19 protein-coding genes are annotated in these 20,181 nt (G+C 50.4%); all 19 read right to left on the bottom strand.

Translation table 11 applies throughout. The annotated features are described in order from the left end of the window. Window positions 1-106 precede the first annotated feature (106 nt). Window positions 107-745, bottom strand: coding sequence for an imidazole glycerol phosphate synthase subunit HisH (hisH, locus tag H8K38_RS09175; protein ID WP_186884510.1), 639 nt, complete (start codon window positions 743-745; stop codon window positions 107-109). A 45-nt stretch (window positions 746-790) separates the two neighbouring features. After that, window positions 791-1,408, bottom strand: coding sequence for an imidazoleglycerol-phosphate dehydratase HisB (gene hisB, locus H8K38_RS09170; RefSeq protein ID WP_186884509.1), 618 nt, complete (start codon window positions 1,406-1,408; stop codon window positions 791-793). Next, entirely contained in the window at window positions 1,405-2,484 is a 1,080-nt protein-coding gene (gene hisC / locus H8K38_RS09165) for a histidinol-phosphate transaminase (protein ID WP_186884614.1), read from the bottom strand. The genes hisB and hisC overlap by 4 nt, the downstream gene beginning before the upstream one ends. 102 nt (window positions 2,485-2,586) lie before the next feature. Beyond that, entirely contained in the window at window positions 2,587-3,351 is a 765-nt protein-coding gene (locus tag H8K38_RS09160) for a site-specific DNA-methyltransferase (protein ID WP_186884508.1), read from the bottom strand. Between the two features lie 21 nt (window positions 3,352-3,372). Further along, window positions 3,373-4,695, bottom strand: coding sequence for a histidinol dehydrogenase (gene hisD, locus H8K38_RS09155; RefSeq protein ID WP_370587079.1), 1,323 nt, complete (start codon window positions 4,693-4,695; stop codon window positions 3,373-3,375). A 15-nt stretch (window positions 4,696-4,710) separates the two neighbouring features. Next, window positions 4,711-5,364, bottom strand: a complete 654-nt coding sequence (gene hisG, locus H8K38_RS09150) for an ATP phosphoribosyltransferase (RefSeq protein WP_186884506.1) — start codon at window positions 5,362-5,364, stop codon at window positions 4,711-4,713. Then, complete coding sequence (gene murA, locus H8K38_RS09145; protein WP_186884505.1) at window positions 5,364-6,614, bottom strand: UDP-N-acetylglucosamine 1-carboxyvinyltransferase; 1,251 nt, start codon at window positions 6,612-6,614, stop codon at window positions 5,364-5,366. Before murA ends, hisG begins: the two co-directional genes overlap by 1 nt. Continuing rightward, a complete protein-coding gene (locus tag H8K38_RS09140; RefSeq protein ID WP_186884504.1) occupies window positions 6,614-6,850 on the bottom strand; it encodes a BolA family protein in 237 nt (78 codons plus the stop codon). Before H8K38_RS09140 ends, murA begins: the two co-directional genes overlap by 1 nt. Window positions 6,851-6,910: 60 nt before the next feature. Continuing rightward, window positions 6,911-7,666 carry an ABC transporter permease gene (locus H8K38_RS09135; RefSeq protein WP_186884613.1) on the bottom strand — a complete coding sequence of 252 codons (756 nt, stop codon included), beginning with the start codon at window positions 7,664-7,666 and terminating at the stop codon, window positions 6,911-6,913. Between the two features lie 5 nt (window positions 7,667-7,671). Continuing rightward, complete coding sequence (locus H8K38_RS09130) at window positions 7,672-8,592, bottom strand: ABC transporter ATP-binding protein (RefSeq protein WP_186884503.1); 921 nt, start codon at window positions 8,590-8,592, stop codon at window positions 7,672-7,674. Window positions 8,593-8,741: 149 nt separating this feature from the next. Then, on the bottom strand, window positions 8,742-9,020 hold the full coding sequence (locus H8K38_RS09125; protein WP_370527183.1) for a lipid asymmetry maintenance protein MlaB: 279 nt from the start codon (window positions 9,018-9,020) through the stop codon (window positions 8,742-8,744). Window positions 9,021-9,036: 16 nt separating this feature from the next. Continuing rightward, window positions 9,037-9,690 carry a phospholipid-binding protein MlaC gene (locus H8K38_RS09120; protein WP_186884501.1) on the bottom strand — a complete coding sequence of 218 codons (654 nt, stop codon included), beginning with the start codon at window positions 9,688-9,690 and terminating at the stop codon, window positions 9,037-9,039. Between the two features lie 109 nt (window positions 9,691-9,799). Further along, window positions 9,800-10,570 carry a VacJ family lipoprotein gene (locus H8K38_RS09115; protein ID WP_370587078.1) on the bottom strand — a complete coding sequence of 257 codons (771 nt, stop codon included), beginning with the start codon at window positions 10,568-10,570 and terminating at the stop codon, window positions 9,800-9,802. Continuing rightward, complete coding sequence (gene mlaD / locus H8K38_RS09110; protein ID WP_186884500.1) at window positions 10,567-11,043, bottom strand: outer membrane lipid asymmetry maintenance protein MlaD; 477 nt, start codon at window positions 11,041-11,043, stop codon at window positions 10,567-10,569. The genes H8K38_RS09115 and mlaD overlap by 4 nt, the downstream gene beginning before the upstream one ends. A 132-nt stretch (window positions 11,044-11,175) precedes the next feature. Beyond that, complete coding sequence (gene mlaE, locus H8K38_RS09105) at window positions 11,176-11,946, bottom strand: lipid asymmetry maintenance ABC transporter permease subunit MlaE (RefSeq protein ID WP_222610808.1); 771 nt, start codon at window positions 11,944-11,946, stop codon at window positions 11,176-11,178. Beyond that, window positions 11,943-12,746, bottom strand: a complete 804-nt coding sequence (locus H8K38_RS09100) for an ABC transporter ATP-binding protein (RefSeq protein ID WP_186884499.1) — start codon at window positions 12,744-12,746, stop codon at window positions 11,943-11,945. The genes mlaE and H8K38_RS09100 overlap by 4 nt, the downstream gene beginning before the upstream one ends. A gap of 285 nt (window positions 12,747-13,031) precedes the next feature. After that, window positions 13,032-14,495, bottom strand: a complete 1,464-nt coding sequence (locus H8K38_RS09095) for a glutamate synthase subunit beta (protein ID WP_186884498.1) — start codon at window positions 14,493-14,495, stop codon at window positions 13,032-13,034. Between the two features lie 90 nt (window positions 14,496-14,585). After that, entirely contained in the window at window positions 14,586-19,274 is a 4,689-nt protein-coding gene (locus H8K38_RS09090) for a glutamate synthase-related protein (RefSeq protein ID WP_186884497.1), read from the bottom strand. A 184-nt stretch (window positions 19,275-19,458) separates the two neighbouring features. Further along, on the bottom strand, window positions 19,459-20,163 hold the full coding sequence (locus H8K38_RS09085) for a transposase (RefSeq protein WP_186884496.1): 705 nt from the start codon (window positions 20,161-20,163) through the stop codon (window positions 19,459-19,461). Window positions 20,164-20,181 lie beyond the last annotated feature (18 nt).

Here is a 20,181-nt window from a genome sequence, read left to right as displayed (position 1 = left end):
GGTGTCGGTATCAGACAAAAAGAGACAAAAAAAGAAACGAAAGTACAACAGAAAATCAGACTATCCGGCAAAGCATAAAGCAACAACATTTCGCCCGATCAGATACTCAAGGATTCCAGTGAACAAAGTTCTTATACAACTGCAAACCGGCATGCGCACTCTTTTCAGGGTGAAATTGCGTCGCAAAAATATTATCGCGGGCAACGGCACAGGCGAAGAGCTGACCATAATCTGTCATACCCACAATATGCTCCGCATTGTCAGGCTGTGCATAATAGCTATGCACAAAATAAAAATATTCCTGATCGGGTATATCTTGCCACAAAGCGTGAGACCGAGATTGCTGCACACGATTCCAGCCCATCTGCGGCACTTTAAAACGCGAACCATCGGCTTGCAGCTGACCATCCAGATCAAAGCGTACAACCTTGCCCGGCAATAGTCCCAGACCAGGCGTATTGCCTTCTTCACTCAGATCAAACAACATTTGCTCGCCAACACACACGCCGAACAAGGGTTTGTTACGGCTGGCATTGAGTACAGCTTCCTGCACACCAGAATCACGCAGACTGCTCATGCAGTCGGGCATCGCGCCCTGTCCTGGTAACACGATGCGGTCAGCACTCTGAATATCGGCCACCTCACCCGAAATCAATACGTTCGCTTCAGGTGCAACGGCACGCAGGGCTTGCGCTACTGAGCGCAAATTTCCCATACCGTAATCAACAACAACAATTTTATTCATAATGATCGCCCGACTGTCGCCGGGATCGGGATACGACTGACAATATTAAAGACAACCTTTGGTCGACGGAATCATACCAGCGGCACGCGGATCCAGCTCGATGGCCATCCGTAATGCACGGCCAAACGCCTTGAACACGGTTTCGCATTGATGATGCGAATTATCGCCACGCAAATTATCGATATGCAGCGTAACAAGTGCGTGATTCACAAAACCCTGAAAAAACTCACGTGTCAGATCAACGTCAAACTGACCTATCATCGCACGGGTGAAAGGAATGTGATATTCCAGCCCGGGACGACCGGAAAAATCCACCACCACGCGTGACAATGCTTCATCCAGTGGCACATAAGCGTGACCATAGCGACGAATGCCTTTTTTGTCGCCGACCGCCTGCGCGAATGCCTGACCCAGCGTAATACCGACATCTTCGACGGTATGGTGCGCATCGATGTGCAGATCGCCGACCGCTTCAACCTCAAGGTCTATCAATCCGTGACGGGCGATCTGATCGAGCATGTGATCCAGAAACGGCACACCGGTATTGAGCTTTTGCTGACCGGTGCCATCGAGATTGATCGCGACGCGGATTTGCGTTTCATTGGTATTGCGGGATACCGCCGCAATGCGCGGCTGATATTCATTTTGCGTTGGCTTATTCATTTTGATGTCAGAGATGCTGCAAGCGCAGCCATAAAAAGAGCATTTTCTTCCTGAGTGCTGACGGTGATGCGCAGACAGTTCTCAAGCAGAGAGTGCATTTTACCTACATTTTTGACTAAAATTTTGTGATCCAACAATTTAGCAAAGACTTGTTCAGCATTCGCCACACGGATCAGCAGGAAATTCGCAGCCGAGGGAAAAACCTGCACGCCGGGCAAGGCACTTAATGCCGTTGCCAATTGGCTACGCTGTGCGCGTAATTCGGCCGCCTGCGCATCCAGCACTTCGACCCGCTGCAACACAAATTCTGCGGCCGCCTGCGTCAGCACATTGATGTTGTAAGGTGGGCGCACTTTTTCAAACTCATGCATCAGCGCGTTATTGCCAGCCATATAACCAAGACGTATGCCTGCCAGACCTAATTTTGACACCGTGCGCACGACCACCAGATTGTCAAATTCCGCCAGACGCGGCATGAAACTCGACGGCGCAAAAGGCTGATACGCTTCATCCACCACCACCACGCCGCTGTCGCCAACGGCGTGTGCAATGGCAACGATATCGTCAGCGTCATACAAAGTGCCGGTAGGATTATTCGGATACGCAAGATACGTGATCGCCGGGCGGTGCGTGCGGATGGCGGCCAGCATCGCGGCCGTATCGAGCGTCAGATCAGCCTGCAGCGGCACACCGATGAATTCCAGACCGGCAAATTTCGCTGACATCGCATACATCACAAATCCGGGCACCGGCGCCAGCACTTTCGCGCCCGGCTTGGCGCATGCCACCGAGATCATGGCGATCAGCTCGTCGGAACCATTGCCGAGCACGATCTCGCGATCTGCGGGCACGCCCAGCTTGTCGGCGATCAACTGCTTCAGGCTGAAATACGATGGCACCGGATAGCGATTCAGCGCCACCTGCGCCAGATGCTGCGCCAGCGCCTGCTGCATTTCCGCTGGCAACAGATAAGGATTTTCCATCGCATCGAGTTTCAGCAAACCTGCCGCATCGGGCACGTGGTAAGCCGCTAAACTGCTGATTTCCGGGCGGATAATATCCGTGATACTCACTATATACTCCAGGCAGTATGTTCGATTAACACCAAAACATCCGCTATTTAATTAGGTTGTACGAGACGTTGTTCATATACTCCCCCAAAAGTGCACGCCGGAGAGTTATACGGGATGCGCCTGAGCGAGGCGTTTTTGTATCATCTCGCAATAATCAGGATTCAGTTCAAAACCAACGAAATCGCGCCCGCAACGTTGTGCGGCGACAGCGGTGGTACCGCTGCCCATAAATGGATCAAGGACGACGCCGCCGGGTGGGCAGGATGCCTTGATCATGCGTTCGATAATTTCTAAGGGCTTTTGTGTCGGGTGCTCTTCACGCTCGGCGTGTTCACGATGCAGACGCGAAACACTCCACACATCTTTGGGATTAAAGCCCAGCTCCAGCCATTTGGCACCTTCAAAAATCTTACGGCTGCGCGCTTTTTTGGTGGCCGCATCATACGGAATGCGGATCGCATCCAGATCAAAATAATAATCCCGCGCTTTGACAAAGAAGCCGATGGTGTCATGCACCGAGGAATATTTACGTACCGTTCCGCCCATCGAAGGCACACGCCGGTCCCAGATGATTTCATTCATCATGCTCATGCGCTGTTTGAGCATCACGAACACTTCCGGCGAATAACGCCAGGTCAGAAAAATATACAGACTGCCATTCACCTTGAGCTTGGGTAAGGCCAGATCGACCCACGCCGTCATCCAGTCAAGGTAGGCGGCGGCTTCCATTTTGTCGGAGTCGTTGCCGTAATCCTTGCCCAGACCATACGGCGGATCGGCCAGCAACAAATCAACGCTGGCATCAGGCAAACGCGCCAGCCCTTGCAACGCGTCCTCGCAAAATATCTGATTCCGCCAATTGGCTGCCATGCTAGGAATTCATGTTGAAAGTCACTTCAGGCGGAATTCGGCACTACGCGCATGGGCTTGCAAGCCTTCGCCATAAGCGAGCTCGGCGGCCACTTTGCCCAGCGTCTGCGCACCTTGTTCACTGACATGGATCATGGATGAGCGTTTCTGGAAATCATACACACCCAGCGGCGATGAAAAGCGCGCAGTACGGGAAGTCGGCAACACATGATTCGGGCCCGCGCAATAATCGCCTAAGGCTTCCGACGAATAACGACCGAGGAACATCGCACCGGCATGGCGGATTTTATCCGCCCATTGCTGCGGCTGTTCAGCCGAAATTTCCAAGTGTTCGGCGGCGATGCTGTTCGCAATCGCACAGGCTTCGTCCATGTCACGCACTTTAATCAGCGCACCGCGATTCGCCAGCGAAGTGCGGATCACTTCGTGGCGCGGCATCTCTGGCAGCAAACGGGCGATGCTGGCCAGCACCGCTTCGATATACGCTGCATCGGGGCACAATAAAATCGACTGCGCGAGCTCATCATGTTCTGCCTGCGAAAATAAATCCATCGCAACCCAATCCGGATTCGTTGTGCCATCGCACAAGACCAGAATTTCTGATGGGCCAGCAATCATGTCGATACCAACTGTGCCAAACACACGGCGCTTTGCCGCCGCGACATAGGCGTTACCTGGCCCGACTATCTTATCGACTTGCGGAATCGTCGCGGTGCCATACGCCAGCGCACCGACTGCCTGCGCGCCGCCGATGGTGAATACTCTGTCGACACCGGCAATCGCCGCTGCCGCCAGCACCAGCGGATTCTTCACGCCATCGGGCGTCGGTACCACCATGATGATTTCCTGCACACCGGCAACCTTGGCGGGAATCGCATTCATCAATACCGAGGAAGGATAAGCAGCCTTACCGCCCGGCACATAGATGCCGACGCGATCGAGTGGCGTGACCTTCTGACCAAGCACCGTACCATCGGCTTCGGTATAGCTGAAACCTTCGGAGCCGCATTCTTTCTTTTGTATCTCGTGATACGCACGCACTCGCTGTGCTGCCGTTTCCAGCGCATGGCGACGTTCGGCACTGAGTGAATTCAGCGCATCCTGCATCTCTTGCTGCGACAACTCCAGCGCCGCAACACTGTCCGCACTGAGGCGGTCAAAACGATTGGTCGCGTCCAGCACAGCACTGTCACCATGCGCTTTTACGCTGGCTAAAATTTGTGCGGCAGCACGATCAATCGCTTCATCTTCACTCGCTTCAAAAGCCAGCAAGGCAGAGAGCTTTGCGGAAAAATCTGCCTCAGTTGAGTCCAGCCGGGTAATCAGGGATGCGGGGGATGCCATGCTCATTCTCTTTAATTATGCTTTTAAACTGGTGGCGCGCTCGAAAGCTTCAAGTATCGGTTGCAAACGTTCACGCTTCAATTTCAATGCTGCCTGATTCACCACCAGACGCGAGGAAATATCCATGATGTGTTCGACTTCAACCAGATTATTCGCGCGCAGAGTGCTGCCGGTGCTGACCAGATCGACAATCGCATCCGACAGACCAACCAGCGGCGCGAGTTCCATAGAACCATACAGCTTGATCAGATCGACGTGCACACCTTTGCTGGCAAAATGCTCGCGCGCAGTTTCGGTGTACTTGGTTGCCACGCGCAAACGCGCGCCCTGATGTACAGCGCTCTGATAATCAAATCCGGCCGAGACAGCCACAGACATGCGGCATTTTGCAATGTTCAGATCGATAGGCTGATACAAACCTTCGCCACCATGTTCGTGCAACACGTCTTTACCGGCAACGCCGAAATCAGCGGCGCCATACTGCACATACGTCGGCACATCGGAAGCGCGGACAATGATCACGCGCACACCCGGATCATTCGTTGCCAGAATCAGCTTACGGGATTTTTCCGGATCTTCGGTCACGCGAATGCCGGCCGCTTCCAGCAGCGGCAGAGTTTCTTCAAAAATCCGCCCTTTGGATAAAGCCAGAGTGAGTTGTGCAGTCATTACTTGAGCCTTTGTATTTGTGCGCCGACCGCTGACAATTTCACTTCCATGCGGTCGTAACCACGATCGAGGTGATAAATCCGGTCTATCAGTGTTTCGCCTTCCGCCGCCATGCCGGCAATCACCAGCGATGCTGAAGCGCGTAAATCGGTTGCCATAACTGGCGCGCCGACCAGTTTATCGACGCCATTGATGATCGCTGTATGTCCATCGATTTCAATTTTTGCGCCAAGACGATTCATCTCCTGCACATGCATGAAACGATTTTCAAAAATCGTTTCTGTGACGCGGCTACTGCCGGACGCAACACAATCGAGCGCCATGAATTGCGCCTGCATATCGGTAGGGAAACCCGGGTATTCAGTGGTGCGGAAACTGACTGCCTTCGGACGGCTACTCATTTGCGCACGTATCCAGTCCGGGCCGGTCGTCAAAACGACGCCAGCTTCACGCAACTTATCGAGTGCCACATCAAGAATATCGCTGCGGGTATTTTTCAAGGTGATATCGCCACCGGTTGCCGCCACTGCACACAGGAAAGTCGCGGTCTCAATGCGATCTGCGATCACGGTATGGGCAGCGCCATGCAAGCTTTCACAGCCCTGTATCACCAGTCTATCAGTGCCTATGCCTTCGATCTTCGCTCCCATTGCCACCAGCAGATTCGCCAGATCGGTCACTTCCGGTTCACGCGCGGCGTTTTCCAGCACAGTCTCGCCTTCCGCCAGCGTCGCTGCCATCAACAGATTTTCGGTGCCAGTGACCGTAATCATATCGGTCACGATACGCGCACCTTTGAGTCGCTTGGCTTTGGCATGGATATAACCCGCCTCGATCGTGATCTCGGCACCCATCGCACGCAAGCCTTTGATATGCTGATCCACCGGACGCGAGCCAATCGCACAGCCGCCCGGCAATGAGACTTTCGCTTCACCGAAACGCGCCAGTAAAGGGCCGAGTACCAGTATCGAAGCACGCATGGTTTTCACCATGTCGTAAGGTGCTTCGAGTTTATCAATACCCTGCCCATTGAGCGTAGTGACGCCATTTTCCTGCGTGACGCGCAAACCCATCTGACGCAGCAATTTCAGCATGGTGTTGACATCCTGCAGCGATGGAACATTGCTCAGCACGACATCATCGGCACTCAGCAAACCTGCGCACAAAATCGGTAACGCGGCATTTTTTGCTCCGGAGATAACGATGTCTCCGTTCAGGCGGTGACCGCCGGTAATCAGTAATTTATCCATTATGCCTGGTACTCTTCAGGTGTCAGTGTTTTCATCGACAAAGCATGAATTTCTTCACGCATACGATCACCCAGAACCGCATAGACGATCTGGTGACGTTGTATCGGACGTTTGCCAGCGAATGCGGTGGAAACGATGACGGCATTAAAGTGCTGACCATCACCTTCAACTTCCAGATGGCTGCATTCAAGACCAGCAGCAATGTAGTTTTTAATTTGTTCAGGGGTAGGAAACACGGCGTATATCTCTTTCAAACTCAATTAGTAACACGCTGAAGGACTGATACCTGGCATCAATCAATCACGCAACTTATAACCACGCTTCAGCATCTGCACCGCAATCGCTGACAGTAAAACAAAGAAAACAGAAACAATCGCTAAACTATACAACGGTGCCACGTCTGATTTACCGAAGAAGCCAAACCGGAATCCATCGATCATGTAAAAGAATGGATTAAAGTGCGACACGGTTTGCCAGAACGGCGGCAAAGAATGTATCGAATAAAACACGCCGGATAAAAACGTCGCCGGCATGATTAAAAAATTCTGGAATGCAGCGAGCTGATCGAATTTCTCTGCCCAGATGCCGGCGATCAGTCCCATCGTTCCCAGCATCGCCGCGCCCAGCAACGCAAACAGAGCAATCCACCCTGGCGCTTCAAAATGCAGGTCAGTGAACCATACCGTCACAATAAACACACCCGCACCGACTGTGACACCACGTAATATCGCCGCCAGTACATAGCCACCGAAAAGCTCCCAGTGCGATAAAGGCGGCAACAATACAAACACCAGATTGCCGGTGATTTTCGACTGTATCAGCGAAGAAGATGAATTCGCAAAAGCATTTTGCAACACACTCATCATCACCAATCCTGGTACCAGAAATGCGGTGTAACGCACACCCGGATACACCTGCACATGAGCATCCAGCACATGGCCGAAAATCAGCAAATACAACAACGCGGTCATGATAGGTGCTGTGATCGTTTGCGTTGCGACTTTCCAGAAGCGCAGTACTTCTTTGTAAAACAGGGTGTTAAAACCGGTCATATTACTCATTGCTTGCCCTCCATAATTTGCAGGAAGACGTCTTCCAGATCGGCTTGCAACAATTGCATATCCTCAATCACACATCCACCCATGCGTAGCTCACCTAAGATTCCTTCAACCTGACCATAGTCGGTGACACGTAAAGCAAACTGACGTGGATCGGCCAGGGTTTCATGGCTGATAATCTTGTCGCGTAACGTTACAGGTAAAGTCGTATTACCGGATGCGGCCAGAGTTACCCGCAGTTGGGACCCCGAAATACGCTTAATCAGCGCGGCAGTGCTATCGAGGGCAACAACCTTCCCCAATTTCAGCATTGCAATACGATTACAAAGAGCCTGCGCTTCTTCGAGATAATGTGTGGTCAGCACGATGGTGTGACCTTCTCGGTTCAAACGCGCAATGAATTGCCACAAAGTCTGACGCAATTCAACGTCAACGCCTGCCGTTGGCTCGTCAAGCACGATTACGGGCGGCTTGTGCACAAGCGCCTGCGCAACCAGCACGCGGCGCTTCATGCCACCCGACAAAGCGCGCATATTGGTATCGGCCTTATTGGTCAGATCAAGGTTTTCCATGACCTCATCTATCCATTTATCGTTGTTTCTGAGGCCGAAATAACCGGACTGCATACGCAAGGTTTCGCGTACAGTAAAAAATGGATCAAAAACTAATTCTTGCGGTACGACGCCCAGATTCCTGCGCGCATTCCTGTAGTCGCTGACAACGTCATGACCTTGCACCGTGACATTACCGGCGTCGGCACGGTTCAGGCCAGCGATGATAGAAATCAATGTCGTTTTACCCGCACCATTTGGCCCGAGCAGGCCGAAAAATTCGCCTTCTTCGATAGAAAGCGATACGCCGCCCAGAGCTTGCAAAGACTGGTAGCGTTTTTGAATATTACTAATTTGTATGGCGGCCATCTGGCATGCTTGCACTTACGTGCGTAAGAGAAATCGGATACGGAGAAAATCTAAGGGTTCACCCGCTGGGCGAACCCTTGATTATAGGGGATTTTCAGCGTGGAGGCTGAAACTGCGTGCAGGAAACCGACGCATTCCCGGGGTGAGCGTCAATGTCGCTCGGAGGATGGGGTAATAAACTGCTCACTCAGACCGTAAAGCCTGATCAGACTGATCAGGCTGGCTGGCAACGCATGAAATTGCAGAGTTTGCTTTTTTGCCAGAGCCTGTCGCTGCCATTCAATCATAACGGCAACGGCAGCAGAATCTATCCGCTCCAGGCCAGACAAGTCGAAGTCCGACTGTCCCTGCGATATGGCAGCATTCCCTTCTGCCAGCGCGGTACGGGCATTCTTCTGAGAAAGTTCGCCTGCTAGTTTGTACACAATAAATCCTTTGTCAGACTTATTTGGATGCCGCTTTGATTGGTGCAGATGCGAGCTTTTTATTTTTTTCAGTCAGGGTTTTGATCAGACCATCAATGCCAGACTTGCTGATTTCAGCAGAAAAACTGCCTTTATATGTTTCGACCAGCCATGCACCCAGTACGTTGATGTCATAGATTTTCCAGCCTGCTGGCAATTTTTCAAGACGGTAATTTAACTGGATAGGCTCGCCACGGGTCTGAATAATCTGCGAACGGACTTCGACTTCCGTATCTTCCGGTGTTACTCCACGAAGCGGTTTAAATTCAACGCGTTGGTCTTTAATCTGAGCGATAGCACCAGAGTAAGTAAATACCAACAAAGTACGGAATTCGTTAATCAGTTGCTTTTGCTGTTCCGGTGTCGCATCTCTCCAGCTTTTACCTGCTGCCAGCGAAGTCATGCGCTGAAAATCGATGTAAGGCAAAATTTTGCTGTCGACCAGGTCATAAACACGCTTTTGATTGCCGGCCTGAATTTCTTTGTCCGCTTTCGCCAGATCAATAATTTCAAGACTGATGCGTTTGACCAACTGATCAGGCGCTTCCTGAGCAGCAGCGGCGGCAAAACCGCTGTTGGCAAATGCCAGAGTGGCAAACATCGTTAATAAAAATCGGGTCATGATTGTTTTCATTTCTTTATCCTTCATATCCATCTGATTGCGACGTCTGTGTCGCCAGTTAACTCATCGGGGTGTTGATGGGTTGACTGTTGTTATATTGTTTTACAAATCCCTACGGGAATTAATCCTCTTCCGGAGCGATCTGACTGGCGCGACGCTGCAGATAGGCATCACGGATAAACACATATTTATCCAGGGCGGCTTCTTCTATCAGCGAACCGGCGTCCAGCACAGATGCGCGGGCATCGACCAGACGTACGCCAGTACCGATATTGCGAATATAAACAGGCTCTTTATACGACCACAAATTACCTTTCATATCGACCGGTGTTGCCAACGCATCACGCACGGTAGACGAACCCAATAGTGGTAAGACCAGATAAGGCCCGGAACGGACACCCCAGCGACCCAACGTCTGACCAAAATCTTCGCGATGCTTAGGCAGACCTGCGGGCGAAGCGATATCAAGTAAACCCGCCAGACCAAATGTTGAGTTAAACGCAAAACGCATTACGTCGGAGCTACCTTCAGCAACTTTGCCTTGCAACAGATTGTTGACCGCATTCCAGACATCGCCGATATTGCTGAAAAAGTTACCGACACCGGTCTGAACAAACGATGGCGTCACATCGCGATACGTTTGCGCAACCGGTTTCAATACCGCCTGATCCAGTGAATCATTGAAATTGAACATTGCGCGATTAAACCCCTCAAGAGGATCGCGTGGGTTTTTACCGATATTGGTTTTGGTACTGATCACGTCCAGCGTGCGGTCAGCTTTGTCTTTGATTTTATCGACTGAGACGGTGCTGCAACCTGTCAGCAACACAGTCATGCTCAGTACCAGTACGGCGCAAAAACGCACGTTTAACTGCTTGAATGTATTTTTCATTTTTTCTCTTCCGCATTGCTGTCTGCGGCCTTACTGAAAAGAAACTGACTGATCAGATTTTCCAGAACGACCGCCGACTGCGTCATTTTTATCCTGTCACCGGCAACCAGATTCGCGGTGTCACCACCGGCTTCCAGGCCAATATATTGCTCACCCAATAATCCTGCCGTCAGAATCTTGGCAGATGTATCTTTCGGAAACTTATAGCGTGTTTCTAATTGCAGTATCACCGTTGCCTGAAAGGTTTTATCGTCAAATCTGACTTCCGAAACCCGTCCGACGACGACACCCGCACTTTTTACTGCGGCACGTGGTTTCAGTCCGCCGATATTGTCAAAACGCGTTACCACTTCATACGTTTTCTCTAGTGAAAGCGAACTCATATTGCCAGCTTTCAATGCCAGAAATAGTAAAGCGGCAGCACCAAGTAAAACAAAAAGTCCAACCCAGAAGTCCAGAGATTTTTTTTGCATCATCAATCCTTACCTATTTCAAACTCCCGTATATCAGGGAGTATCTGCATTTATTCTTAATTTGCCGTTTATTTAAAAAGACTTCCGCCGCACAGATCCACATACTCCCCAGGAGTATGTGCAAGGCCACGTTTATTGGAACATCCAGGCTGTCATCAGGAAATCCAGCCACAACACCAGCAAAGAGGAAATCACAACGGTACGCGTTGTTGCTCTGGCCACCCCTTCCGGTGTTGGCTGCGCTTCATAGCCCTGAAATAAAGCCACAAACGTCACAGCAAAACCAAAGACGATACTTTTCAATACACCGTTACCAATATCCTGACCGATTTCCACACCGGCCTGCATCTGCGACCAGAACGCGCCGTTATCCACGCCGATCAACTGGACGCCAACGATATATCCGCCAATCACACCCATGGCATTGAAAATGGCAGTCAGGATCGGCAAGGAAATCAAACCAGCAATAAAACGTGGAGCTAATACCCGTTGTATCGGATTAACTGCCATCATTTCCATCGCAGCCAGTTGCTCACCCGCCTTCATCAAACCAATTTCTGCTGTCAGAGAAGTACCGGCCCGACCAGCAAATAACAAGGCAGCGACGACAGGACCAAGTTCACGCACCAGAGAAATTGTCACCAGCAAGCCAAGTGACTCACCTGAGCCAAAGCGGTTCAAGGTGTAATAGCCCTGATAACCCAGTACAAATCCAACAAACAAACCGGATACTGCAATAATGACCAGCGAATAATTACCGATAAAATGTATCTGATCGGTAATCAGGCGCGGCCGCCGCCACAAACCAAAGCCGCTGAACAAAATTGAGAAAAAGCTACGCGTGGCATAACCCAGATCACTGGACATTCCGCGCGTCCACTTACCGACAGATTCAATGATCATAATGCCCCTTTCAGACCCAGATCATCCAGCAAAGTTTTGCCGGGATAATGGAAAGGTACGGGACCATCCGCCTGGGCATGTACGAACTGTCTGACATACGGATCTTCCGATGCCATCATCTGCTCAGGCGTGCCATCAGCCACGATTTTTCCCTGTGACAGGAAGTAAATGTAGTCTGCAATCGCAAACGACTCATGAACATCGTGTGAGACCAGTATTGATGTAGACCCCAAGGCATCATTCAAGTTCCGGATCAGATTTGCGGCCACGCCCATAGAAATCGGATCAAGCCCAGCAAATGGCTCGTCGTACATCATTAGCTGCGGGTCCAGAGCAACCGCCCGCGCAAGCGCAACCCGGCGCGCCATACCGCCGGAAATTTCTGCCGGCATCAGATATGCAGCATTTCTTAATCCTACTGCTTCGAGTTTGAGCATCACCAGGTCGCGTATCATCGCTTCGCTCAAATCCGTATGCTCGCGCATAGGGAAAGCGACATTATCAAAAACGCTCAGGTCGGTGAATAATGCGCCGTGCTGAAACAACATACCCATTTTGCGCCGCATCGCATATAAATCGTCACTGGCAAGATCCTGCACGTGCTGACCATTGACGCTGACACTGCCACGCTGCGGACGAATTTGTCCGCCTATCAAACGCAGGATAGTGGTTTTACCGGAGCCGGAGCCCCCCATGACGGCAATCACTTTACCGCGCGGGAAGTCCATATGAAGTCCGGATAAAATTGTCCGTTCTCCATATCCGAAATGAACATCGCGAATTTCAACGAGATTTGACACAACGAGGGATTAAGTTTTGCAAAGGCTAGATTGTAATGCAGAACTGGAAATGAAGTTGTATCGGCAAGTATAAGCAAAAAAATAACAAATTAATTATTATTTAAAATAGCAACCAATTTTTGAATTAAATTCTGAAATAGCATTTAAATAGATATTTAATTCAAAATCGAGAATAAATTAAGACAAAAATTAATGAATTTGAAGTCATTAATTTTAAAAATTTGACTGGATTCATCAAAAAAACTGACTGATTTCTCCTTTTTCAAGAGAAATCAGTCGCTTTTATCAGCGTGGAAGGACGGACTCGCCCATCAGAAACGCATCGACTTCGCGCGCACATTGACGCCCTTCGCGAATAGCCCAGACCACTAATGACTGTCCGCGACGCATATCACCTGCAGCATACACTTTCGGTACATTGGTTTTGTAGCAAGCATCGCCCTCAGTGGTCGCCTTGGCATTGCCGCGTGCGTCTTTATCAACACCGAATGCATCCAGCACCTGCTGCACTGGTGAGACAAAGCCCATTGCCAGCAACACCAGATCGGCTTTCATTTCAAACTCGGAATCGGCCACTTCCTGCATTTTGCCGTCTTTCCATTCAACGCGACACGCGATCAGTTTTTCAACTTTGCCACCTTTGCCTTCAAGACGCTTGGTCGCCACGGCCCAGTCACGTTCGCAACCCTCTTCGTGAGAAGAGGATGTACGCAACTTCGTTGGCCAGTATGGCCACACCAGAGGTTTATTTTCCTGCTCCGGCGGTTGTGGCATTAATTCAAATTGCGTCACAGATTTGGCGCCATGACGATTCGAGGTCCCGACGCAATCTGAACCAGTGTCACCACCACCGATGACAACCACATGCTTACCGGTCGCCAGAATCTGATCTTTCACTTTATCACCGGCATTGACCTTGTTTTGCACTGGCAAAAAGTCCATTGCAAAATGCACACCTTTGAGTTCACGCCCTGGTACTGGCAGATCACGCGGAGTTTCTGCACCACCGGCAATAATCACCGCATCGAAATCTTTTTGCAGTTGTTCCGGTGACATCGTTTCTTTCGACCAGTTGGTCACTGTGACAGGAAAATCTTTACCGACGAAGACGCCGGTACGGAAAGTAACGCCTTCCGCTTTCATTTGCTCGACACGACGATCAATATGGGATTTTTCCATTTTGAAGTCAGGAATACCGTAGCGCAATAAACCGCCAACACGGTCATTTTTTTCAAACACGGTGACATCGTGTCCGACACGTGCGAGTTGTTGTGCGGCCGCCAGCCCGGCAGGACCAGAGCCGACAACCGCAATTTTCTTACCAGTTTTAACACTGGAAATCTGCGGCACTACCCAGTTATTTTCCCAGCCTTTATCGATGATGAAATGCTCAATCGATTTGATACCAACGGCATCATTATTGATACCCAAAGTACACGCGGATTCGCAAGGTGCCGGGCAGATGCGTCCGGTAAATTCCGGGAAATTATTGGTTGAATGCAGGACTTCCAGAGCTTGCTGATAATTCCCGTGATACACCAGATCATTCCAGTCAGGGATGATGTTATTCACAGGGCAACCGTTATTACAAAACGGAATGCCGCAATCCATACAGCGTGCCGCTTGCGTCTTTGCCTGGGCGTCGCCCAGATGGACTAAAAACTCTTTGTAGTGTTTTTTACGTGATTGTGGCGCTTCGCTTGCTTCCTGCAAGCGCTGATATTCCATGAAGCCGGTGACTTTACCCATTTTTTAACCTCAATATCGTTGCGGGCTGTTGCCCTATCTATCGTGAATCGCACAGGAGCAGGCACCCCGGCAAGGGGTACCTCATCTCAACTACGCGACGACTTTGTCTTTTTCATTGGCAGCGTTTCTGGCAGCGTACATTTCAGCCAGCGCGCGTTTGTACTCGGTCGGGAATACTTTGACGAACTTAGCGCGGCTGCTTGCCCAGTTATCCAGCAAGTTACGGGCACGGGTACTGCCGGTGTGTTTGAAATGACGCTCAATCAGCTGACGCAAAATCGCCTCATCGGTATCACCTTCACCGCCACGCAACATACTGTGCCAGATCGATTTATCGATTGAAGTCGCCTGAATATCGCCTGCCAGCACAGGTTCCAGGGTCACCATAGACATATTGCATTTGCTTTCAAACGTCCCTTCCGGGTCATAGACATACGCAATACCACCAGACATACCTGCAGCAAAGTTACGTCCAGTGTTGCCCAACACGACAACCGTACCGCCAGTCATGTATTCGCAACCATGATCGCCAGTTCCTTCCACCACAGTAACCGCGCCTGAATTACGTACAGCGAAACGTTCACCAGCGACGCCATTAATAAACGCCTCACCAGAGATGGCACCATATAAAACGGTATTGCCGCAAATAATGTTATCGACGGCCCAGCCACGGAACTCGGTATTCGGACGAATGATGATGCGACCACCGGATAAACCTTTACCGACATAGTCATTGCCTTCACCGACCAGATCGAGCGTCACACCATGCGCGAGGAATGCGCCGGCAGATTGTCCTGCCGTTCCTTGCAACTGAATATGGATGGTGTCGTCAGGCAAGCCAGTGTGACCATATTTCTTCGCCACTTCACCGGACAGCATCGCGCCTACAGTACGATTCAGATTTTTCACCGGAGAAATGAAGGAAACTTTCTCACCAGTTTCCAGCGCATGTTTTGCCTGCGCAATCAGTTTGTTATCAAGCGCTTTTTCGAGGCCATGATCCTGCACATCAACATGACGGACTGCTGCGCCGTCTGCCAGTTCTGGCTGATGGAAGATACGGCTGAAGTCCAGACCTTTGGCTTTCCAGTGCGATACGGCTTTGGATTTATCCAACAGGTCAACCCGCCCGATCAGCTCATCGTAAGTACGCACGCCCAGTTGCGCCATAATCTGACGTAATTCTTCCGCAACAAAGAAGAAATAGTTCACGACATATTCAGGCTTACCTGAGAATTTCGCCCGCAATACCGGATCTTGTGTTGCGACGCCGACCGGGCAGGTATTCAGGTGACACTTACGCATCATAATGCAACCTTCCACAACCAGCGGTGCAGTTGCGAATCCGATTTCGTCTGCACCCAGCATCGCAGCGATAGCAACGTCACGCCCGGTTTTCATCTGACCGTCTGCCTGTACGCGAACACGTCCACGCAAGCCATTGAGTACCAACGTTTGCTGGGTTTCGGACAAGCCGAGTTCCCACGGTGTGCCAGCATGTTTAATCGATGACAACGGTGAAGCGCCGGTACCACCATCGTGACCTGCGATCACCAGATGATCTGCCTTGGCTTTCGACACACCTGCGGCAATCGTACCGACACCCACTTCTGAGACCAGCTTGACGGAAATCGATGCATGCGGATTCACGTTTTTGAGGTCATGAATCAACTGCGCCAGATCTTCAATCGAGTAAATATCATGGTGCGGAGGCGGAGAAATCAAGCCCACGCCTGGTACTGAGAAGCGCAACTTCGCAATGTACTCAGATACTTTATGACCAGGTAACTGCCCGCCTTCACCCGGCTTCGCACCTTGCGCCATCTTGATCTGTATCTGATCAGCCGATGTCAGGTATTCCGCAGTCACACCAAAACGACCGGATGCGACCTGTTTAATACGGGAGCGCAGGGAGTCGCCATCCTGCAAAGGGATATCCACTTCTATCTGTTCTTTACCAATCACCGAAGCGAGTGTTGCACCCTGCTTGATAGGTATTCCTTTGAGCTCTTGCTGATAACGCGCAGGATCCTCACCGCCCTCGCCGGTATTTGATTTACCGCCGATGCGGTTCATCGCCACCGCCAGCGTTGCATGCGCCTCGGTGCTGATGGAACCGAGAGACATCGCTCCAGTCGCAAAACGTTTAACGATTTCTTTTGCTGGCTCGACCTGCTCTACAGGAATCGCTTTAGATGGATCTATTTTGAATTCGAACAGGCCACGTAAAGTCATGTGGCGTTTCGACTGATCATTGATGATCTGCGCGTACTCTTTGTAAGAATTGTAGTTATTCGCGCGGGTCGAGTGCTGCAGTTTTGCAATCGCATCCGGCGTCCACATATGGTCTTCACCACGGACACGGTACGCATATTCACCACCGGCATCGAGTGCAGTGGCTAATACCGGATCTTTGCCAAACGCCAGTTTATGCAGGCGCAGTGCTTCTTCTGCTACTTCGAAAACACCTATACCTTCGACATTCGACGCTGTGCCTTTGAAGTATTTGTCAACCAGAGATTTATTCAGGCCGATCGCTTCAAAAATCTGTGCACCGCAGTAAGACATATAGGTAGAGATGCCCATTTTGGACATCACTTTCATCAAGCCCTTACCAATCGCTTTGGTGTAGTTGTAAATGGCTTTTTCTGCCGACAAATCGCCGGACAAATCTTTCGCCATATCGGCCAGCGTCTGCATCGCCAGATACGGATGTACCGCTTCTGCGCCATATCCTGCAAGTAAAGCAAAGTGGTGTGTTTCGCGTGCTGAGCCGGTTTCGACGACCAGACCGGTCGTCGTACGCAAGCCCTTGCTGACCAAGTGCTGATGAACGGTAGAAGTTGCCAGCAATGCTGGAATCGCCACGAAATCAGCGTTCATTTTGCGGTCGGTGATGATCATGATGTTATGACCGGATTTCACCGCATCGACCACTTCTGCGCAGATAGAAGCAAGACGTGCCTCAATGCCATCTTTCCCCCAGGCGATCGGGTAGCAGATATCCAGTTCATACGATTTGAACTTACCACCGGTATTTGCGCTGATGTTGCGCAATTTGGCGATATCTGCGAAATCCAATACCGGCTGAGAAACCTCTAAACGCATCGGTGGATTGATGTTATTCGTATCGAGTAAGTTAGGTTTAGGCCCGATAAACGATACCAGCGACATCACCATCGCTTCGCGGATAGGATCAATTGGCGGATTCGTCACCTGAGCAAACAGCTGTTTGAAATAGTTATAGAGCGGCTTGAGCTTGTTCGACATCACCGCCAGTGAGGAATCATTCCCCATAGAACCGATGGCCTCTTCACCATTGGTCGCCATCGGTGCCATGAGGAACTTGATATCTTCCTGTGTATAACCAAAGGCTTGCTGGCGATCCAGCAAAGTAGCAGCTTCCGGCGCGACGTCCAGCTCAGCATTCAGGCTGCTGAGTTTAATGCGTACAGATTGTATCCACTGCTTATAGGGTTTCGCGTTGGCGTAGGTATCTTTGATTTCTTTGTCGTCGATAATGCGACCCGCTTCCAGATCGATCAGGAACATTTTTCCTGGCTGCAAACGCCACTTCTGAATAATTTTCGATTCAGGAATAGGCAGTACGCCGGATTCCGATGCCATCACCACCAGATCATCATCAGTCACGATATAACGCGCAGGACGCAGACCATTACGATCCAGCGTACCGCCGATCTGACGACCATCTGTGAACGCCATCGCGGCAGGGCCATCCCATGGTTCCATCATTGCAGCGTGGTATTCGTAGAATGCGCGGCGATTGTCGTCCATCAGAGTATGATTTTCCCACGCTTCAGGAATCATCATCATCATTGCCTGAGCAATCGGATAACCAGCCATAACCAGTAATTCAAGCGCGTTATCGAAGCTTGCAGTATCCGATTGACCTTCAAAAATCAAAGGGTAGAGCTTTTGCAAATCATCGCCCAGTACAGCAGATTTCATTACACCTTCACGCGCACGCATCCAGTTGAAGTTACCTTTGACGGTATTGATTTCGCCATTGTGCGCAATCATGCGGTATGGGTGAGCCAGTGGCCATTCCGGGAAAGTGTTGGTAGAAAACCGTTGATGCACCAGAGCCAGCGCAGAAACACAGCGCTCATCTTGCAAATCTTTGTAATAAACGCCAACCTGATCTGCCAACAACAGACCTTTGTACACTATCGTACGTGCCGACATCGACGGTACAAAATATTCTTTACCATGCAGCAAATGTAATGCTTCAATCGCATGTACGGCAGATTTACGGATCACGTACAGCTTACGCTCGAGCGCATCCGTCACCATGATGTCCGCGCCACGTCCGATGAATATCTGGCGAATCACAGGCTCTTTGTCACGCACCGTTGGCGACATCGGCATCTCGCGATCTACCGGAACATCGCGCCAGCCCAGAACAACCTGACCTTCTGCTCTGACTGCGCGCTCGATTTCCTGCTCACAGGCCAGACGGGACGCATGCTCTTTTGGCAAAAAGATCATACCAACACCATACTCACCTGGCGGCGGCAACTGGATGTTCTGCTTTGCCATCTCTTCACGATAGTATTGGTCAGGAATCTGAATCAGGATACCGGCACCATCGCCCATCAAAGGATCGGCACCGACAGCACCGCGGTGATCGAGATTTTTCAGGATCAGCAAACCCTGTTCGACGATAGCGTGATTTTTCTTGCCTTTAATGTGTGCAATAAAACCGACGCCACAGGCATCATGTTCATTGGATGGGTCGTATAAACCTTGGGCATGCATAGCGATCTCCAGATGGAAAAATTGAAAGTCTGGTGATGAGAATAGTGCAGCGCAAAAGAAAGTTCAATCTAAATAATTAGGGTCAGAGACGAATAAAATAAGAATTAAATTGCTATGTTTTTTAATAGGGTCAGAGTAATTTATTTCGAACTTTTGTCTTAATCCACGTCGATTTCACACAACATCAGTCTATCGGGGCCTTTGGCATTTTTCTTGGTCGTCCACGCTTCGCCGGAGCGACGCGCCGCTCAGTCAACTTGCTGATTTCTTTCTGAAACGACGCTGATCCCAGCAGCCATCCTTTTTGCACAGCATTGTCTAACTGTGCCATATCCGCGACAGATAAGGATTGGCTCATCATTTCCTTGTAATTTGCTTCCCGTTGAAAGGGTGTATTTCCCAAAGCCCAAAATATGGGGTGATCTGAGACCAGAGGATCTGTCCTCTGTCCGATATGATGCTGGTAACTTGACCACGGATACTCACTCGCATCGGTAACCAATCCACTACGCAGGGGGCTGCCCTCCACATACAAACTGCACTGCAGGAAATGCCGTTCTGCCTCCAACACGGTCGCTTTATATCGTCCCTGCCACAGACTCCCGGATCGCTGATATTTCCGGTTGAAATAAGGTACGTAGTAACGCCCCACCCATTGCATAAATTTACTCAAACCCTGTTCATCTGAGGGTGTCAGTAAAAGATGAAAATGATCCGGCATCAAAATATAAGCGTGGATCGCAACTTGAAACTGCTTTGCCGCCTGCGCAAGCCAACTCAGAAAAGTCGTGTAATCCTCGTTATCCCTGAATAACAGTATCCCTTCATGGCTTCGCTGTAATACGTGATGCAAAGTCTGAGGAATTACTAAACGGGGTAGCCTTGCCATAACGGTTATCTGTGCTCA

The sequence above is a fragment of the Undibacterium sp. FT79W genome (assembly GCF_014284215.1).
GTDB lineage: Bacteria > Pseudomonadota > Gammaproteobacteria > Burkholderiales > Burkholderiaceae_D > Undibacterium > Undibacterium aquatile.
This window is presented reverse-complemented; position numbering and strand designations above follow the sequence as displayed.

Excerpts from the sequence above, each read along its gene's own strand:
- hisH (WP_186884510.1), bottom strand. The coding sequence starts at position 745 with ATGAATAAAATTGTTGTTGTTGATTACGGTATGGGAAATTTGCGCTCA.
- hisB (WP_186884509.1), bottom strand. The coding sequence starts at position 1,408 with ATGAATAAGCCAACGCAAAATGAATATCAGCCGCGCATTGCGGCGGTA.
- H8K38_RS09160 (WP_186884508.1), bottom strand. The coding sequence starts at position 3,351 with ATGGCAGCCAATTGGCGGAATCAGATATTTTGCGAGGACGCGTTGCAA.
- hisD (WP_370587079.1), bottom strand. The coding sequence starts at position 4,695 with ATGGCATCCCCCGCATCCCTGATTACCCGGCTGGACTCAACTGAGGCA.
- hisG (WP_186884506.1), bottom strand. The coding sequence starts at position 5,364 with ATGACTGCACAACTCACTCTGGCTTTATCCAAAGGGCGGATTTTTGAA.
- murA (WP_186884505.1), bottom strand. The coding sequence starts at position 6,614 with ATGGATAAATTACTGATTACCGGCGGTCACCGCCTGAACGGAGACATC.
- H8K38_RS09135 (WP_186884613.1), bottom strand. The coding sequence starts at position 7,666 with ATGACCGGTTTTAACACCCTGTTTTACAAAGAAGTACTGCGCTTCTGG.
- H8K38_RS09130 (WP_186884503.1), bottom strand. The coding sequence starts at position 8,592 with ATGGCCGCCATACAAATTAGTAATATTCAAAAACGCTACCAGTCTTTG.
- H8K38_RS09120 (WP_186884501.1), bottom strand. The coding sequence starts at position 9,690 with ATGAAAACAATCATGACCCGATTTTTATTAACGATGTTTGCCACTCTG.
- H8K38_RS09115 (WP_370587078.1), bottom strand. The coding sequence starts at position 10,570 with ATGAAAAATACATTCAAGCAGTTAAACGTGCGTTTTTGCGCCGTACTG.
- mlaD (WP_186884500.1), bottom strand. The coding sequence starts at position 11,043 with ATGCAAAAAAAATCTCTGGACTTCTGGGTTGGACTTTTTGTTTTACTT.
- mlaE (WP_222610808.1), bottom strand. The coding sequence starts at position 11,946 with ATGATCATTGAATCTGTCGGTAAGTGGACGCGCGGAATGTCCAGTGAT.
- H8K38_RS09095 (WP_186884498.1), bottom strand. The coding sequence starts at position 14,495 with ATGGGTAAAGTCACCGGCTTCATGGAATATCAGCGCTTGCAGGAAGCA.
- H8K38_RS09090 (WP_186884497.1), bottom strand. The coding sequence starts at position 19,274 with ATGCATGCCCAAGGTTTATACGACCCATCCAATGAACATGATGCCTGT.
- H8K38_RS09085 (WP_186884496.1), bottom strand. The coding sequence starts at position 20,163 with ATGGCAAGGCTACCCCGTTTAGTAATTCCTCAGACTTTGCATCACGTA.